The organism is Streptomyces sp. NPDC085927 (genome assembly GCF_044540975.1).
Taxonomy (GTDB): Bacteria; Actinomycetota; Actinomycetes; order Streptomycetales; family Streptomycetaceae; genus Streptomyces; species Streptomyces hirsutus.
Genome location: NZ_JBITSN010000004.1, coordinates 474689 through 491963 on the forward strand (window position 1 = coordinate 474689; position 17275 = coordinate 491963).

Genomic DNA, 17275 nt, shown 5'->3' on the forward strand with positions numbered 1-17275 from the left:
GCGTCGGACGCGGCGGTGAACGAACCCGGATACCGGCGGCCTCGGCCCCTGGCCGTCCCTGCTGCTGGTCGCCGGGTACACGGCGGCGCTGCTCCTGATCGCGGCCGGGACGTTCCGCGGCCGGGACGCGTGAGCACCGGCGCCGGTTCGTCAACGGCGGGGCGGGGCGGGATCATGGAACCCCGGTGAAGAGCAGTCCCCTCCGCGCAAGGAGCGTCACCCATGAGCGACCGTGCCCCCACCGTGCTCGCCGGCCTCGACGGCATCCGCCCGTACCTCGAGGACCTCTACGAGGACCTGCACCGGCACCCCGAACTCGGGCTGCGGGAACACCGCACGGCGGGGAAGGGGGCCGAGGCCCTGCGGTCGTTCGGCTACGAGGTCACCGACGGGATCGGCGGCACCGGCGTGATCGGCGTGCTGGCCAACGGCGACGGCCCGACCGTCATGGCGCGCGCCGACATGGACGCCCTCCCGGTGCGTGAACGGACCGGTCTGCCCTACGCCTCCACCGCGACCGTGACCGGTCCGGACGGCACCGAGCAGCCCGTCATGCATGCCTGCGGACACGACGTGCACGTGACCTGCCTGCTCGGCTGCGCGCGGCTGCTGGCCGAGCACCGGGACGCCTGGCGGGGCACCTTCGTGGCGCTCCTCCAGCCCTCGGAGGAGAACGGCGAGGGCGCCGAGGCCATGATCGCCGACGGTCTCACCTCCAGGTCGCCCCGGCCCGACGTGGTGCTCGCCCAGCACGTCCTGCCCTATCCGGCCGGCTACGTCGGCACCCGCACCGGCTCGTTCCTGTCGGCGGCGGACAGCCTGCGCATCACCGTCCACGGGCGCGGGGCGCACGGCTCCATGCCCCAGGCGGCGGTCGACCCGGTGATGACGGCCGCGATGATCGTCGTGCGCCTGCAGACCATCGTCTCCCGGGAACTGGCCGCCACCACACCCGCCGTGCTCACCGTGGGCAGCATCCACGCCGGTTCCGGCCCCAACGTCATCCCCGACAGCGCGGTCATCGAGCTCAACGTGCGCACCTACGACGACGCCACCCGCACCCACGTCCTGGACGCGATCGGCCGGATCGTCCGTGCCGAGTGCGAGGCGTCCCGGTCGCCGAAAGCACCCGAGATCGAGCGGATCGCCTCCTTCCCGCCCACCGTCAACGACGAGGAGCCCACCCGGCGCGTCGCGGAGGCGTTCGCCGCGCACTTCGGCGACGACGCGCACACCATCGACCTGCAGACCGCGAGCGAGGACATGAGCGAGATCCCCGCGGCGTTCGGCGTGCCGTTCACCTACTGGGGCATCGGCGGCACCGATCCGGAGCGCTACGCCGAGGCCGTCCGCGGCGGCACCGTCGCCGAGGACATCCCGGTCAACCACAGCCCCTTCTTCGCCCCGGTCATCCAGCCCACCCTGGACACCGGCGTGCGCGCGCTGACCGTGGCCGCCCTCGCCTGGCTCGCCGCCCGGCCCGCCCTCCGGGCATGATCCGCCGGACAGGCCCTACGGCACCCCGAGTTCGAACAGGACGTATCCCGCGTACGACCCGGAGGCCAGCGCCGCCGTCCCGAGCACGGTGAACAGGGAGGGCAGCCGGAGCCGGCGCATGGCCAGGGCGAGCGGGATCAGGAGCGGGAACAGGGGGAGGAGATAGCGCGAGACATTGCCGAAGTACTGCTGGGTGCCCATCACCATCAGATACGACAGCACCGTGTACACGACGAGTACGGCAGGGGGGCGAAGCCGGACCAGCAGCACGGTGAGGACCGGCACGAGCAGCACCACCCCGACCCCGATGACGTCCTCGAAGGGCATCGCGAACAGATAGTCGAAATGGCCCACGGGGACCGAGGTCAGGACGTCGAGGCTGTGCCGGCCGTAGTCGAACGTGTGGCCCCACGCACCGTCCTGGAGCTTGCTGTACCCGCCCCAGTCGCCCATGCGGTGGCCGACCCAGCCGAGGTAGCCGAGCGTCCCCAGCGGGGCGACGGCCGCCGCGAGCAGCGGACGGCGGATGCCCTCCTGCCGTCGGCACACCGCGATCAGCCCGGCGACGGCGAGGGCCGCGACCAGGGTGACGGCGGTCGGCCGGGCGAGCCCGGCGAAGAACGTGAGCAGCCCGGCGGTGAGCCAGCGGCGGGTCATGACGGCGTGGCAGGCCCATACGGCCAGGGCCGTGTACAGCGACTCGGAGTACACCGCCCACTCGGCGCCGGAACCCGGCCACACCGCCCACAGACCGACGGCGACCAGACCGGCCCGGCGACCGCCCAGCCGGGACGTGACCGCGTGGATGCCGAGCGCCGCGACGAACGAGGAGACGATGGAGACGGCCATCCCGGCCCCGTACGGACCGAGCCCGGTGATCTCCTGGACCAGCCGCATCAGCGTCGGGTAGAGGGGGAAGAACGCCGCCGAGTTGCCCTCGAGGGTGATCATGCCGGTCGCGCCGGGGACGGGCTCCAGGGCCGGGTCGTACCCGTGCAGGGCGATCTGCTGGTACCACCAGCCGTCCCAGCTGCCCAGCACGTCCCAGGTGCGGGCGCCGCCGCCGAAGCGGGGGTGCTTCTCGCGGAAGTCGCCGGCCGAGTCGAGCAGGTACATGAAGACGGCGAAGCCGATGAGCTTCAGCACGCCGTACGTCGCGAGGACGGGTCCATGGCGCGCGACGGCGCGCCGCAGCCGTTCCCGGGGGTTCTGGCCGGCGTCCACCGGAGGGGAGACGGAGACGTCGGGCCAGGGCATCGGACGCGGCACCCGGTCTGCCCGGTCTGCGGGGTCCGACGGGTCAGCCGGGTGGCCGGTCCGGAGGGTGCTGCTCATGAGGCGGAGGGTCCTTTTGTACGGCGGGTGCTGCGGCCGGGGAACACCCAGGCCCGCAGGAGGAGGAACCGCAGCAGGGTCGCGGCGAGGTTGGCGAGGACCAGGGTCAGCAGTTCCGGACCCGGTCCGGCCCCGGGCGCGGTGCGGTGCAGAACGGCCAGCGAACCGCTGGTGAGCGCGAGGCCGACCAGGAAGGCGGCCAGTCCCTTGAGCTGGTGCCCGAGCACCCCGTGCCGGCCGCGCACGCCGAAGGTCAGCCGCCGGTTCGCGGCGGTGTTGGCGACCGCGCTGGCCAGCAGGGCGAGCGCGTTGGCCGCCTGGGCGCCGGTGAAGGACCGGAGCGCCGTGTAGAGCAGCAGGTGGCACAGAGTGCTGGCGGCACCGACCGCGGCGAAGCGCAGCAGCTGACCGGCCAGGCCCGGCGGCAGCTCCGCGACCCGCTCGAGACCGCCGTCCCGGCGCAGCGCGGTCAGCGGCAGCCGGCCACCGGCCAGGGCACGTCCCAGCCGGGCCATGCCGCGCAGATCCGCCAGCGCCGTGGACACGATGTGGACCCGGCTGTCGGGATCGTCCACCCAGTCGACCGGCACCTCGTGGATACGCAGTCCGGCCCGCTCGGCGATCACCAGCAGTTCGGTGTCGAAGAACCACCCCCGGTCCTCCACCAGCGGCAGCAGCCGCTCGGCGACGTCGCGGCGTACGGCCTTGAAGCCGCACTGCGCGTCGGAGAACCCCACGGCGAGGGTGCCGCGCAGCAGGCCGTTGTAGCAGCGGGAGACGATCTCCCGCTTCGGGCCGCGCACCACATGGGAGCCGCGCGCCAGCCGGGTGCCGATCGCGAGGTCCGAATGCCCGGAGATCAGCGGGGCGACGAGCGGCAGCAGGGCCGCGAGATCGGTGGACAGATCGACGTCCAGATAGGCGAGGACCGGGGAGCGGGACCCGGACCAGGCGGTGTGCAGCGCGCGACCGCGTCCCTTCTCGGCCAGCCGGATCCAGCACGTGCCGGGCAGTTCCCGGGCCAGCCGCGCGGCGATCCGCGGGGTGGCGTCGATGCTGGCGTTGTCGGCGATGGTGATCCGGAAGGAGTACGGGAACGTCTCCACGAGGTACGCGTGGAGCCGCCGGACGCACCGCTCCAGATCCTTCTCCTCGTTGTGCACGGGAACGACCACGTCGAGCACGGGGTCCGGGCGGCCGTCGTCGTCGCCGGCGCTGTCGCTGTCGTCCGCCGGCGGCGTACGACGCGGCGGGAGCACGGGCGAGGCGGGCGCGGTGGGCGCGGTGGGAGCGGCGGGAGCGGCGGGTGTGCGGCGGTCGGCCGGCGTCGACCGCCTGGCGGTTCTCATGACGGGGTCACGGTCACTTTCCGGCATACGGCACGACCCCTGTTATGAGGTGGGCATGCCAATGCGCTCGTGAGGGTGGTCGGAGGGAGGGTCCCGGGGCCGAACGGCGCCCCGGGCGGGAGTGCGGAGCAGTGCGGTGCTACGTCGCGCGGTGGCTACCCGCTTCCTGCCGACTCGAGGCCGGCCGAGAAGGAGGGCGAGGACGGGGGCTCGGAGGTGGGCGGGGGCGAAGCCGGCGCCGAGGTCACGGGCAGTGAGGAGGGCACCGACGTCCGCTCGCTCCCGCTCGTCGTGGCGGGCGGTGACGTCGAGGTCGGCGGTGCGCTCCCCGCGGCGCTGGTGGCGGGGCCCGTGGTGACGGGCGGACTCATGGGCGGGTGGGAGGTGCTGGGAGCGGAGCTCGTCGCCGGCGGAGTGGGTGTCGGGAGCACCGGGGGCGGCGTCGGACTGGTCGCGGGCAGCGGACGGTGATCGGCGGGTGGCTGGGAGCCGGAGCCGAGGCCGGGCAGCAGGGCGAGTCCGGCGCTGAGCCCGGCCACCGCCAGGGCCGAGCCGCCCGCCCGCCACAGTGTCCGGGACCGGTGGCGGGCCCGGATGCCCTGGTACAGCCGCTTCCGCTGCTCGGAATCGAAGGAGGTCTGCTGCCGGGGGCCGCGCATCATGTGCGTCAGTTCCCGCTCGAAGTCGTCCATCGGTTCTCCCTTCACCCCACGGGCCTGACGGCGTCGGACAGGATCTGCCGCAGTCGCGCCACGCCCCGCGACGCATGGGACCGGGCGGTGCCCACCGGGCAGCCGAGAACCTGCGCCACCTGGGCCTCGGGCAGGTCCTCGCAGTAGCGCAGCACCACCGCGGCCCGCTGCCGGGGCGGCAGCAGGGCCAGTGCGGCCTCCAGTCGCGAGCGTTCCGCCACGGCCGACGACACATCGACCGGTTCGGGCCGGTCGGGCAGCTGCTCCACCGGACGCTCACCCCACCAGCGCCGCCGGGCGGAACGGGCCGCCATCCGCACGAGCACCTGACGGACGTACGCGTCCGGCGCCTGCTCGGCGACCTTCGGCCAGGCGAACCACAACTTCACCAGGGCCTCCTGCACCAGGTCCTCGGCACGCTGCCGGTCGCCGCCGGTGAGCAGACGCGCGACATGGAGCAGCGCCCCCCAGCGGGCAGCCACGAACTCGTCGAAGCCGTCTGCCCGAAACCGCTCCATCCTCACCGTCCCGTCCGTTCAATCCCCTACACCCGGACAAAGACGCTGGACCCCGCCCCACGATGCACCCGGACCCTGTGATCCGCCTCACTGCGCGCAGGCGAAGGGGCGGGTCACGGTTCCGCGGCCGGTGATCCGACCGGTGAACTCGTGACCCGCCCCGGGACACCGCCCGCCGTGCCGCCGTCAGGCGGTGCGGGCGAGGGCTTCGCAACCAGACCTAGATGCGGCCCTTCCCGTCCCAGCGCGGACGGTCCTGCGAGGTGCCGGTCCGGCTGCCGGAGCTGCCGCCGTGCAGGTCGTGCGGCCCCAGACGGTCACCGTCGCGGGGCATCTCGTCGGGCTCACGGACCTCACGGACCTCACGGACCGGGCCGCCCTCGGGCATCCGCGGCTGCTCGTCGGGGCGCGGCCTGGGGGAGTCGCCGCGCCGAACCCGGCGGCTGCCCGACGCGAACAGGCCGATCAACAGACCCACGACCAGCAGGGCCGCCACGGCGAGCCCGATGCCGACGGCGCCGCGGCCGGCGGCGAGATCGGCCGCTCCGGTCCAGGAGGAGTCCGCCGGGGCGTTCGGTGAGACGTTCGGCGAGACATTCGTCAGGGCGTTCATCACAGGGTTGGACATGGTGTGCGGGTACCCCCGACAGCCCGATGTATCGGGCCGGGCGGGTATGACCGTCCGCGGTGCGGCCATCCGTGGTTTGAGGGCCGGTGGCCAGGGCTACCCGCCCGGTGTGACGACGACATCCCAGGTACCCCGACCCCAGGTGTCCCAGCAGGAGCTGTACCGGTATCTCGAGGACCGGTTCGCCTGCGCGCAGGCGTGCGCGGAATGCTCGCGGGCCTGCGCGGTGCGGGCGAGCCTGGTGAATCCCGGCGGCGGCACACCGGCGGAACTCGTACGGCGCAAGGGCGTCATCTGCGCCGAAGTGTGCGACGCGACCGGCCGTGCGCTGTCCGAGGACAACCAGACGGACGAGGAGACCGTCCGGGCCCAGGTGGAATGGTGCCGGCAGGTGTGTCTCGAGGCCGCGCACGCCTTCGACGGGCACCCCGGCGCGGAGCGCACGGCCGAGGTGTGCCGGACCTGCGCGCGGGCCTGCACGGACTTCCTCGACACGCTGGCCCCCTCGACGCCCTGACGTCCGCGCCACGCCGGACCCACCGGCGGCACGGCGCCGACGACCGGGTCGGCGCGGGTCGGCCGAAGGAGTACGGCGGGCGCGGTCCCGCACGGCGGACCGGAACGCGGCCACCGCTCCGCGGTCGTCCGCGCCTTCGGCGGCGGCCACGACGAGATCCGGCGCGGGATCGCCCCGTGGACCGGCCGGGCATGCCCCCGGGTACGCCGGTGGGCACCTGCCCGTCGGTCCGAGGACGCGCGGAGCGGACACGGCACCGTACAAAATCGGGTGACACATCGCCATACTGGACGGGCCAGGGGAGGGCGCGTTGACCACTGACGGGGGCGGAAGATGGGGGACAGCAGGCTGATCCACGGCCGGTACCGGCTGGTCGATCCGATCGGACGGGGCGGCATGGGGGAGGTGTGGCGGGCACGCGACGAGTCGCTCGGCAGAGAGGTCGCGGTGAAGTGCCTCAAGCCGGTGGGCGCGCAGCACGACCACGCGTTCGGCCGGGTGCTGCGCGAGCGGTTCCGGCGGGAGGCCCGGGTGGCGGCGTCCCTGCAGCACCGCGGGATCACCGTGGTGCACGACTTCGGCGAGTACGACGGTGTGCTGTATCTGGTGATGGAACTGCTCCAGGGCCGTGACCTCAGCCGGCTCCTGGAGGACAACAAGCAGCACCCGCTGCCGGTCGACGAGGTGGTGGAGATCGCCGAGCAGGTGGCCGCCGCCCTCGCCTACACCCATGACCAGGGCATCGTGCACCGGGACCTGAAGCCCGCCAACATCGTGCGGCTCGCCGACGGCACGGTGAAGATCTGCGACTTCGGCATCGCCCGCCTCGGCCACGACATCGGGTTCACCTCCCGGCTGACCGGCACCGGCGTGGCGATGGGCACCCCGCACTACATGTCGCCCGAGCAGATCAGCGGCACCGAGGTCGACCGGCGCAGCGACCTGTACTCCTTCGGCTGCGTGCTCTACGAGATCGCCACCGGAGTACCGCCGTTCGACCTCGACGACGCGTGGGCCGTCCTCGTCGGCCACCGCGACACCCCGCCGCGGCCGCCGCGCAGCCTGCGGGCCGAACTGCCCGAGCGCCTGGAGCGGATCATCCTCGACCTGCTGGCCAAGGAGCCCGGCGGGCGCCCCGACAGCGCACGCGAACTGGCCCGCCGGATCGGCGTACTGCGGGCCGCGCCGGTGCTGCTGCCGGCCGCGGTGCCGGCCGGGCCCCGCCCCGTGGGGGCGCCCGGCGCGAGCGGCCCCGCGGCCCCGTCACACCCGGCCGCCCGGCCCGAGCCGGTGGGGCGCGTGCCCCGGCTGCCGTCCTGGACGCGGGGCATGACCACCGGCCGCAAGGCGGCCTTCGCCGGACCGCACACCGCACCCCCGGACCCGGCGGCCGGCCTGTCCGGCGAATGGATCGCCCGTCCCGCGACCGGCCGGGGCGGGCCGCCCCCGGCACAGGAGCGGCCCGCCCCGTCCTCGGAGACCCTGACCGCCCTGGCCGGACGGCACAACGCGGGCCTGAGCCTGGGCCGCCTGAGCCGCTGGACGGAGGCGGGGGAGGTGCACCGCGCGGTCGCCGCGGAGCGCGAGCACCTCCTCGGCCCGCACCACCCCGACACCCTCGCCAGCCGTTACGAGGTCGCCTTCGCCCTCAGTCGCACCGGCCGCGCCGCCGACGCCCTGCGCGAGTACAAGCACGTGGCCGAGGCCCGTATCCGCACGCTCGGCTCCGAGCACCCCGACACCCTCGCCGCCCGACAGGAAATGGCGTACGTCCTCGCTCAGTTGGGCCGGCCCTTCGACGCCCACCAGGTGTATCTGTCGGTGCTCTCGGCCCGCGAGCGGACCATGGGGGCCGAGCATCCCGAGACCCTGCGCTGCCGGCACAACCTCGCCTTCAACCTCAGCAGACTCGGCCGCCTGGAGGACTCGTACAGCACGGCGTGCGAGGTGGCTGCCGCCCGGGCCCGGGTGCTCGGCCCCGAACACCCGGACACCCTGGTCACCCGCTACGAAGTCGCTTACACCCTCGGACAGCTGGGGCGGTGGGCGGAGGCCCTGGAGACCTACCGCGAAGTCGCCGAGGCCCGCGCGCGGGCGCTCGGCCCGGACCACGCCGACACGCTCGCCGCCCGCTACGAGATCGGCATCGGGCTCGGCCGGCTCGGCCGCACCGCACAGGCCCTCGACCTCTACCGGGACCTGGCCGACGACCGCACCCGGGTTCAGGGCCCCGCCCACCCCGAGACCCTGCGCGCCCGGCACGGCCTGGGCGTCAACCTCGGCCGGCTCGGCCGCTGGGTCGAGGCCCTCGCCGAGTCCCGCGCCGTGTGCTCGCTGCGCGAGAGCGCCCTCGGAGCCGACCACCCGGACACCCTGGTCAGCCGCCGCGAGGTCGCCGTCGGCCTGGGCTGGCTGGGCCGCTGGGCGGACGCGCTCACCGAGTACCGCAGGGTGGCCGACGCCCGTGAGCGCCTTCTCGGCGCGGACCACCCCGACACCCTCGCCGCCCGCAACGACGAGGCCCACTGCCTGGAGCGGCTCGGGCACGGAGACATGGCCGCCGGGCTGTACCGCGAGGTGGCGGCACTGAAGCAGCGGAGAGCGGCGGGCTGAGCGTGACGGGCACGAGGGGCAGGGCGGGCACGACGGGTGCGGTGACAGGTACGACGTACGACAGGTGTGCCGCTGTGACGGGTGCGCCCGGTGGCGCCCCTGCCCGGACATCGCCCGCCACCTGGCAGACCCGGATCTCCACGTGCTACGAAGAACCGTGACCGCACACGAGGGAACCCGGACGTACGACGCCGTCATCGTCGGCGGAGGCCACAACGGTCTCGTCGCCGCGGCCTATCTGGCCCGGGCCGGACGCTCCGTACTGGTGCTGGAACGGCTGGACCACACCGGCGGGGCAGCGGTGTCCACCCGGCCGTTCCCCGGCGTCGACGCACGGCTGTCCCGGTACTCGTACCTGGTCAGCCTGCTGCCCCGGAAGATCGTGAGGGAACTGGGGCTCGACTTCCGGGTGCGCACCCGCACCGTCTCCTCGTACACCCCCGCCGAACGGGACGGACGGCCCACCGGGCTGCTCGTCGGCGGCGGTGAGCAGCGCACCCGCGAGGCGTTCGCCCGGCTCACCGGCTCCGAGAGCGAGTACCGGGCCTGGCAGCGTTTCTACGGCATGACCGGCCGCGTCGCCGAGCGCGTCTTCCCCACCCTCACCGGGCCACTGCCCACCCGCGAGGAACTGCGCCGCACCGTCGACGACGAGGAGGCCTGGCGGACCCTGTTCGAGGAACCGATCGGTGTCGCCGTCGAGGAGAACTTCACCGACGACCTCGTCCGGGGCGTGGTCCTCACCGACGCCCTCATCGGCACGTTCGCCGACGCCCACGACCCCACGCTCCAGCAGAACCGCTGCTTCCTCTACCACGTCATCGGCGGCGGCACCGGCGACTGGGACGTGCCGGTCGGCGGCATGGGCGCCCTCACCGACGCGCTGGCCGCCGCCGCGCGCGACGCGGGCGCCGTCATCGCCACCGGTCACGAGGCGGTACGCATCGACACGGACGGCCGCACGGCGGAGGTCACCCACCGTACGGCCGACGGCGAGGGCGTCGCCGCCGCCCGGCACGTCCTGGTGAACGCCTCCCCGAGGGAACTGGCGGCGCTCACCGGCGACACGCCCCCCACCCCGGCCGAGGGCGCCCAGCTGAAGGTGAACATGCTCCTCACCCGGCTGCCGAGGCTGCGCGACAGCTCCGTCGACCCGCGCGAGGCGTTCGCCGGCACCTTCCACATCGCCGAGGGATACGGGCAACTGGCCGCCGCGCACGCACAGGCCGCCGCCGGTGAACCGCCCGCCGCGCCGCCCTCCGAGATCTACTGCCACTCGCTCACCGACCCGACGATCCTCGGTCCGGAGCTCGCCGCCCGGGGCTACCAGACCCTCACCCTCTTCGGCCTGCACACCCCGGCCCGGCTGTTCGCCCGTGACAACGACGCCGTACGCGAGGAACTCCTCACCGCGACGCTCGCCCAGCTCGACGCCCACCTGGCGGAACCGCTGGCCGACTGCCTGGCGACCGACGCGGACGGGCGCCCCTGCCTGGAGGCGAAGTCCCCGCTGGACCTGGAACGCGACCTGGGGCTGCCCGGCGGGAACATCTTCCACCGCGCACTGTCCTGGCCCCACGCCCAGGAAGGCACCGGCCGGTGGGGCGTGGAGACCCGGCACGCCAACGTCCTCCTGTGCGGCGCGGGCGCGGTGCGCGGCGGCGGGGTGAGCGGGGTGCCGGGCCACAACGCGGCGATGGCGGTACTGGAGGCGGACTGACGGAGGCCGGAGCGAGGGGTCCGGGCCGAGGGAGGCCGGACCTGCCCGGTTCAGTCGGCGGACCGGGTCCATCCCGTCGCCTCGACGCGCGCGGCGTCCGCCGGACGGGCCTCGTCGAACAGGACGCGGCCGTCGGCCTGGACGCGCATCCCGTCGACGTAGACACCGCGCCCCACGTACAGCCGGTCCGTCGCGTACCGCCAGCGCAGGGTGAGGCTCCGCGCGGCGGGCAGGCCGGAGGTGAGCCCGTGCCAGACACGGCCCGACCAGCCCGTCGCGGTGCCCGCCGCATGCTGCTCCGGTGCCTCGCCCCGGCGCTCGGTGACGAACGGCACCGGCTGCCAGGCGGTGCCACCGTCGGTCGTGGCCTCCAGGGTGAGGAGGTCGGCGTGCGGCTCGGTGTCCCACCACAGGGCACAGCGCAGCCGCGCCCCGCCGGACGATGTGTCCAGCACGGGCAGCGTGAGCGTCGCCGTCGTCGAACCGGCCATTCCGGAGAACCAGGACGTCCGTCCGTCCCGTCCGCCCCGCCCCGGTGCCGGCCGGACCGGGACCGCGCGGGCCAGTTGGTTCGCGGCGGCGACCCGGGGAGCCGATCCGGAGCGCCAGCTGCGCACCGGGTGAACCGAGTTGCCCAGGACGACGAGGAACGAGTCGGTCGTCGGGTCGAGCACCAGCGAAGTGCCGGTGAACCCGGTGTGGCCCGCCGTGCGCGGGGTGGCCATCGCCCCCATGTACCAGTGCTGGTGGAGCTCGAAGCCCAGGCCGTGCTCGTCCCCGGGAAAACCGGTGTTGAAGTCGGTGAACATCAGCTCCACCGACTCCGGTCTGAGGATGCGCGCCCGGCCGTAGCCACCGCCGTTGAGCAGGGTCCGCCCGAGGACCGCCAGATCCCAGGCGCAGGAGAACACCCCCGCGTGGCCCGCGACCCCGCCCAGGCTGTAGGCGTTCTCGTCGTGCACCTCGCCCCACACCAGGCCCCGGTCGAGGCCGGACCAGGGCAGGCGGGCGTCCTCGGTGGCGGCGATCCCCGGTTTCCAGGAGGCGGGCGGGTTGTAGCGGGTGCGGTCCATGCCCAGGGGTCCGGTGATCTCGTCCCGCAGGAGGACGTCCAGGGGGCGGCCGGTGACCTTCTCGAGCACCAGCTGGAGCGAGATCAGGTTCAGGTCCGAGTACAGATACGCCGTTCCGGGCGCGCTGACGGGTGCCTCGTCGAGGACGAGCCGGACACGCTCCTCGTACGTGGGCGCCTTGTAGAGCGGAATCCAGGCGCGGAACCCCGAAGTGTGTGTGAGCAGGTGACGAAGCGTCATGTCCGCCTTGCCGGCACGGCCGAAGTCCGGCAGGTACGAGGCGACGGTCGCCTCCAGCTCCAGCGTGCCCCGCTCGATCTGCTGCACCGCGAGGACGGAGGTGAACAGCTTCGACACCGAGGCCAGGTCGAAGACGGTGTCCTCGGTCATGGGGATCTGCCGGTCCGCCGGGAACTCGACGCCGGTGTCGGTCTTCTCGTCGTAGGCCTGGTAGCGCACCGCCATGCCGAGGGGCCGGTGCAGGGCCACGGTGCCGCCGCGCCCGGCGAGGAGCACGGCCCCCGCGTACCAGGGGTGTTCGGGCGACGGGCCGAGGAACGCCTCGGCGTCGGTGACGAGTTGGTCCAGGTGGCCCGCGAGCAGTCCGGCCCGCCGGGCCGGCCCACGCCGCAGGGTCGGGTGTCCACCGCCTGCCTCAGCCGATTCCGCCGAAGCCGCCGAGACCGGCCCGGCCGGGAGGGAGGCGAAGGCCAGGGCGCCGCCCAAGGCCAGTGCGCGTCCGCCGAGTCGACGACGCGTGATGCCACTCGGCTCTTCGTCCACCATGGAGGGTTCCTCCCGTGTCGTGGCCGCGGCCGGCGGCCTGAAAGATTCTTTCGGGGATCGCCTTGCGGGGTGAAACTTTCCTGTCAGGTGCGGGATGTGTCAATGGGGCGTGCGTGGCCACCGGCCGGGCCGGTGGCCGCACCGGGGAGACCGTCCTGCCCGGATCTCACCCGCGAGGGCGTCGACGCCGTCACGCCCCCGCCCGCGCTCTGTGCCGGAGGCATCGGCGGCGGGCGGCAGGCGGCCGCCGTGTTCGGGGCCGGCGCCCAAGGGGAGGGCAGGACCCGTCCGGTGCGACGACCGCTCACCACCGGACGGGCCCGTGCGACCTCACTCATCGCCTGCACGCACACCTGCGGGCCTCACCCCGCGGCGCCTCACACGACCGCGCTCAACGCTCGCGCACGCGGACCACCTTCAGCTCCGGCGAGGACCGGATGTCCTTCTCGCAGAAACGGGACGTCACCCACCGCTCACCGGAGAACAGCCGTGTCTGGTCGCTGAAGTACGGCGAGTTCGGGTTCGACGACTGGGAGTACGCCAGCAGCGTCCGAGCCACCGGGCACCCGCTGCCGTCCCAGCCGACGGCCTGGACGTAGCTGGTCCCGGTCGACACCTCCGTGTACCCGCGGGCCGGGTCCCACCGGGCCTCGACCTTGTTCCAGACGCCCAGCGACTCCGTACCGCCGGGCACGGCGATCCGCTTGCCGCCCCGCTCCACGAACTGGTGCTCGCCGAGCCGGGAGCCGAGCGCGATCCCCGCCGCCCGCAGCTCGGTGACGGTGTCCGCGAGGGCCGTGGTGAAGGCCGGAACGGAGGTGTCGAGACCGCGCGGGGTACGGACCGGATCGGCGGCCGAGAACGGCACCTTCCACAACTGCGTCCCCGGACCCGCCGCCGTGAGCCTCCGCCAGAACCGGTCGAAGAGCAGTGCGCCCCGGCTGCCGGTGTCCATGGTGCGGTCCCACCCGGCGAGCACGGCACACGACTCCCGTACGTCCACCTCCCTGCCGTCCGTGCCCCGCGCGGTGCCGCCCGGCAGCGCGGCGCAGGCCTTCGCCACGTCGTCCCCGGCGAGAGCGGCCGCGGGCACCCGGTTGGCGAACTGCTGCCGTTCGAGGTCCCGTACGGTCAGGCCGCCCCGCTCCGCCATCGCCGCGACGTCCTCGACGGCGCCCCGGGTGCGCATCGACCGCTGCGTGCCGATCGTGCCGAAGACCCGCTCGTAGCCGGTCAGCGGCCGGTCGGCGTTGGACAGCCACGCGCTGTCGTTGGAGTTCTCCGCGTACGGCGCGTCCTTCAGGGTGGGCATCCGGGACTGGCCGAAGATGCCCGGCTGCACGGCGTCACGGTCGCGGCCGAGGGCGCAGTCCCCGCGGGAACCGTCCAGGACCGCGAGCCCCGACGAGGGGTAGGTGACCCGGCCGAGCGCCGTCGAACAGCGCTGCGCGAGATCGTCGGTGATCCGGGGGAGCACCTGTGACTGGGTGAACAGACTGTGGCCCCGGGAGTCGGCGGCGATCGTGTTGACCCAAGGCAGCCCCTGGGTGCGCCGCAGCGTGTCGAGGACGTCACGGGTGCCGCGGGCCCTGCTGAAGCCCAGCCCGGTGTCGGAGGCACGCAGGTTGGCGGCGTTGGGATCGTTCAGCGCGTAGGCCGTGCCGCCCGTCCAGGGCAGGGGGAGCGAGGCACCGAGCGAGGTGACGACGGGACCGTAGCGGGTCCACCACTGACTGCGGGTCACCGGAGCGCCGTCCGCCACCGGCACGGTGACGGTACGTTTCCGCATCCGTTCCCGCTCGCCGTCGACCAGATAGACCGTCGGATCGGCCGGGTCGAGCGTCAGCTGGTGGAGGTTGAGCGTGACACCGGTGGCGACGGTGTGGCTCCAGGCCATGTGCGCGTTGTGTCCTATGGACACCGCCACCGTGCCGAGAAGGGAACCGCCCGCCACGTTCAGCTCACCGGGAATGGTCTGCTGCGACTGCCAGAACCGGCGGCCGCCCTGCCAGGGATAGTGCGGGTTGCCGAGCAGCAGGCCGCGCCCGTTCGCCGTGGTCCCGCCGCTGAAGGCGACCGCGTTGGAGCCCATGCCGGCCCTGTCGGCGGCGAACAGCTCACGAGCGGCACGCGCGGCCTCCTCGGGCGGGGGCGACGCAGCCGTCCCCGCCGCGTCCCCGGCCTCCGAGGAACCGGCGGATCCCGGCGATGCCGAGGAGTCCGGATCCTCCGCCGCGCCCGGCCCGGCCGAAGCCGGCGGCCGGGCGGCCGTGATGGCGTCCACGGTCCGGCCCTGTCCGCCCAGCACCGCGATCGCGAATCCGCGCGCCGCCACGTCCAGCGTGGTCACCGGCCGCACCCAGTCGGCGTTCCGGCAGGACGGGTCGGTGATCCGGTTCTGCTTCAGCCACGCGTTGTACCCGGCCGCGAAGCCCCGCATCAGCTCCTTCACCGAACGGCTCGGACCGCTCGGTACGGGCCGCGCGAGCAGCTTCTCCACCGTGCCGGCCTCCCGCACGCCCCGGAAGTACAGGTCGCTGGAGAGGTTCGTGCCGGCCGAGGACAGCGACTGGTCGGGTGCGGCGTCCGGCCCGAAGAACCGCGAGCGGTCGCCGCGGACCGTCACGAAGCCGTCGGCCAGGGTGCACACCTGGTCGGCGGCCTGAGCCCAGCCGTTGCCGAAGCCCAGGTTCGCGTAGTCCTTCGCGACGATGTGCGGAATGCCGTGCTCGGTGTAACGGACCACGGCGGACAGACCGCGGTGGGACGGATGTTCCTGACGGTCCGGTTGCTCGGCGGCAACGGCCGGCAGCGTGGCGCCCATGGTCAACAGGGTCACCGCCGCGACGGCCGACCGTCTCGGACGTAAGCGCATCGTGCCTCCCGACATCACTGGGGGAAGGGGTGGTTGAGGGTAACAGCGGACATCCTCACCGGTCCGGGGCGTGGGCCGGACCGTCCGCGCGGCCTGGTGCCGACCGGCCCGGTGTCTTGACCTCCCCGGCCGGTGAACCGAGGATCGTCTTCCATGACGCCCGGACACGCCAGCACGGTTGACGGACTCCTGCGACGCAGCGCCCGCCGCACCCCGGCGCGCGTCGCCGTCGAGTACGGCGACCGCACCTGGACGTACGACGCGCTCGACACCGCCGTCTCCCGCGCGGCGAGCGTCCTGCTCGGCGCGGGACTGTCGCCCGGCGACCGGGTCGGCGCCTACGGCCACAACTCCGACGCCTACCTGATCGGCTTCCTCGCCTGCGCCCGCGCGGGCCTGGTGCACGTACCGGTCAACCAGAACCTGACCGGCGACGACCTCGCCTACCTCGTCGGCCAGTCCGGCAGCGGCCTGGTCCTCACCGACCCCGACCTCGCCGGGCGGCTCCCGGACGGCGTACGGACACTGCCCCTGCGCGACGCCGACGGCTCACTGCTCGACCTGCTGGCCGAGGCGCCCGCCCACGACGGTACCGAGCCGCGCTCCGAGGACCTGGTGCAGCTGCTCTACACCTCGGGCACCACCGCCCGGCCCAAGGGCGCGATGATGACCCACCGCGCCCTGGTGCACGAGTACCTGAGCGCCATCACCGCCCTCGACCTCCAGGCGGGCGACCTCCCCGTGCACGCGCTGCCGCTCTACCACTCGGCGCAGATGCACGTCTTCCTGCTGCCCTACCTCGCGGTCGGCGCGACCAACGTCATTCTCGACGCGCCCGACGGCGACCGGATCTTCGACCTGATCGAGGCGGGCCGTGCGGACAGCCTGTTCGCCCCGCCCACGGTCTGGATCGGCCTGTCCCACCGCGCCGACTTCGCGACCCGGAACCTGAGCGGACTGCGCAAGGCGTACTACGGGGCGTCGATCATGCCGGTGCCGGTCCTGGAGCGGCTGACCCGGCGGCTGCCGGACCTGGCCGTCTACAACTGCTTCGGGCAGAGCGAGATCGGCCCGCTGGCGACCGTCCTCGCCCCCGACGAGCACAAGGGACGCATGGACTCCTGCGGGCGGCCCGTGCTGTTCGTGGACGCGCGGGTGGTCGACGAGGACGGCAAGGACGTACCCGACGGGACGCCCGGCGAGATCGTCTACCGGTCGCCGCAGCTGTGCGAGGGGTACTGGGACAAGCCCGAGGAGACCGCCGAGGCCTTCCGCGACGGCTGGTTCCACTCCGGGGACCTCGCGGTGCGGGACGCCCACGGCTACTTCACGATCGTCGACCGGGTCAAGGACGTCATCAACTCCGGCGGCGTCCTGGTCGCCTCGCGGCAGGTCGAGGACGCGCTGTACACGCACGAGGCGGTCGCCGAGGCGGCCGTGATCGGCCTTCCCGACGACCGCTGGGTGGAGGCCGTCACGGCGGTCGTCGTCGCGCGCGGCGAGGCGACGGAGGAGGAGCTGATCGCGCACGCGCGCGAGCGGCTCTCCTCCTTCAAGGCGCCGAAGAGGGTGCTGTTCGTGGACGAGCTGCCGCGCAACGCCAGCGGGAAGATCCTCAAACGGGAGCTGCGCGACCGCTTCACCGGGTGAGCGCGGTGCCCGACCCGGCACG

At 73.7% G+C, this 17275-nt stretch carries 12 protein-coding genes; 5 read left to right on the forward strand and 7 right to left on the reverse strand.

All coding sequences use genetic code 11. From position 1 onward, the window contains the following. Positions 1 to 222: 222 nt before the first annotated feature. Positions 223 to 1497 carry a M20 family metallopeptidase gene (locus ACIF80_RS14075; protein WP_399803661.1) on the forward strand — a complete coding sequence of 425 codons (1275 nt, stop codon included), beginning with the start codon at positions 223 to 225 and terminating at the stop codon, positions 1495 to 1497. 15 nt (positions 1498 to 1512) lie between these two features. Here ACIF80_RS14075 and ACIF80_RS14080 read toward each other — a convergent pair whose 3' ends face one another. From ACIF80_RS14080 to ACIF80_RS14100, 5 genes are all read right to left on the reverse strand, one after another. Next, on the reverse strand, positions 1513 to 2754 hold the full coding sequence (locus ACIF80_RS14080) for a hypothetical protein (protein WP_399803982.1): 1242 nt from the start codon (positions 2752 to 2754) through the stop codon (positions 1513 to 1515). Positions 2755 to 2828: 74 nt separating this feature from the next. Next, positions 2829 to 4181: a glycosyltransferase gene (locus ACIF80_RS14085; RefSeq protein ID WP_399803664.1), complete on the reverse strand. Its 1353-nt coding sequence runs from the start codon at positions 4179 to 4181 to the stop codon at positions 2829 to 2831. Between the two features lie 155 nt (positions 4182 to 4336). Further along, complete coding sequence (locus ACIF80_RS14090; protein WP_399803666.1) at positions 4337 to 4873, reverse strand: cellulase; 537 nt, start codon at positions 4871 to 4873, stop codon at positions 4337 to 4339. A gap of 11 nt (positions 4874 to 4884) precedes the next feature. Further along, the gene (locus ACIF80_RS14095; RefSeq protein ID WP_399803669.1) at positions 4885 to 5391 is read right to left on the reverse strand and encodes a SigE family RNA polymerase sigma factor; all 507 of its coding nucleotides are present in this window, start codon (positions 5389 to 5391) and stop codon (positions 4885 to 4887) included. A gap of 220 nt (positions 5392 to 5611) precedes the next feature. Beyond that, on the reverse strand, positions 5612 to 6019 hold the full coding sequence (locus ACIF80_RS14100) for a DUF6479 family protein (RefSeq protein WP_399803672.1): 408 nt from the start codon (positions 6017 to 6019) through the stop codon (positions 5612 to 5614). 109 nt (positions 6020 to 6128) lie between these two features. Here ACIF80_RS14100 and ACIF80_RS14105 point away from each other — a divergent pair, with 109 nt between their 5' ends. From ACIF80_RS14105 to ACIF80_RS14115, 3 genes are all read left to right on the forward strand, one after another. After that, positions 6129 to 6536, forward strand: a complete 408-nt coding sequence (locus tag ACIF80_RS14105; RefSeq protein ID WP_399803675.1) for a ferredoxin — start codon at positions 6129 to 6131, stop codon at positions 6534 to 6536. 333 nt (positions 6537 to 6869) lie between these two features. Beyond that, positions 6870 to 9149: a tetratricopeptide repeat protein gene (locus tag ACIF80_RS14110; protein ID WP_399803677.1), complete on the forward strand. Its 2280-nt coding sequence runs from the start codon at positions 6870 to 6872 to the stop codon at positions 9147 to 9149. 157 nt (positions 9150 to 9306) lie between these two features. Continuing rightward, a complete protein-coding gene (locus ACIF80_RS14115) occupies positions 9307 to 10869 on the forward strand; it encodes a phytoene desaturase family protein (protein WP_399803680.1) in 1563 nt (520 codons plus the stop codon). 50 nt (positions 10870 to 10919) lie between these two features. Here the strand turns inward: ACIF80_RS14115 and ACIF80_RS14120 are convergent, their stop codons facing one another. Continuing rightward, positions 10920 to 12728 carry a serine hydrolase gene (locus ACIF80_RS14120; RefSeq protein ID WP_399803683.1) on the reverse strand — a complete coding sequence of 603 codons (1809 nt, stop codon included), beginning with the start codon at positions 12726 to 12728 and terminating at the stop codon, positions 10920 to 10922. A 391-nt stretch (positions 12729 to 13119) separates the two neighbouring features. Next, positions 13120 to 15603 (reverse strand): penicillin acylase family protein, encoded by a 2484-nt coding sequence (locus ACIF80_RS14125; RefSeq protein WP_399803686.1) that lies wholly within the window; start codon positions 15601 to 15603, stop codon positions 13120 to 13122. A gap of 153 nt (positions 15604 to 15756) precedes the next feature. Between ACIF80_RS14125 and ACIF80_RS14130 the strand changes: the two genes are divergently transcribed. After that, positions 15757 to 17253, forward strand: coding sequence for an acyl-CoA synthetase (locus ACIF80_RS14130; RefSeq protein ID WP_399803690.1), 1497 nt, complete (start codon positions 15757 to 15759; stop codon positions 17251 to 17253). Positions 17254 to 17275 lie beyond the last annotated feature (22 nt).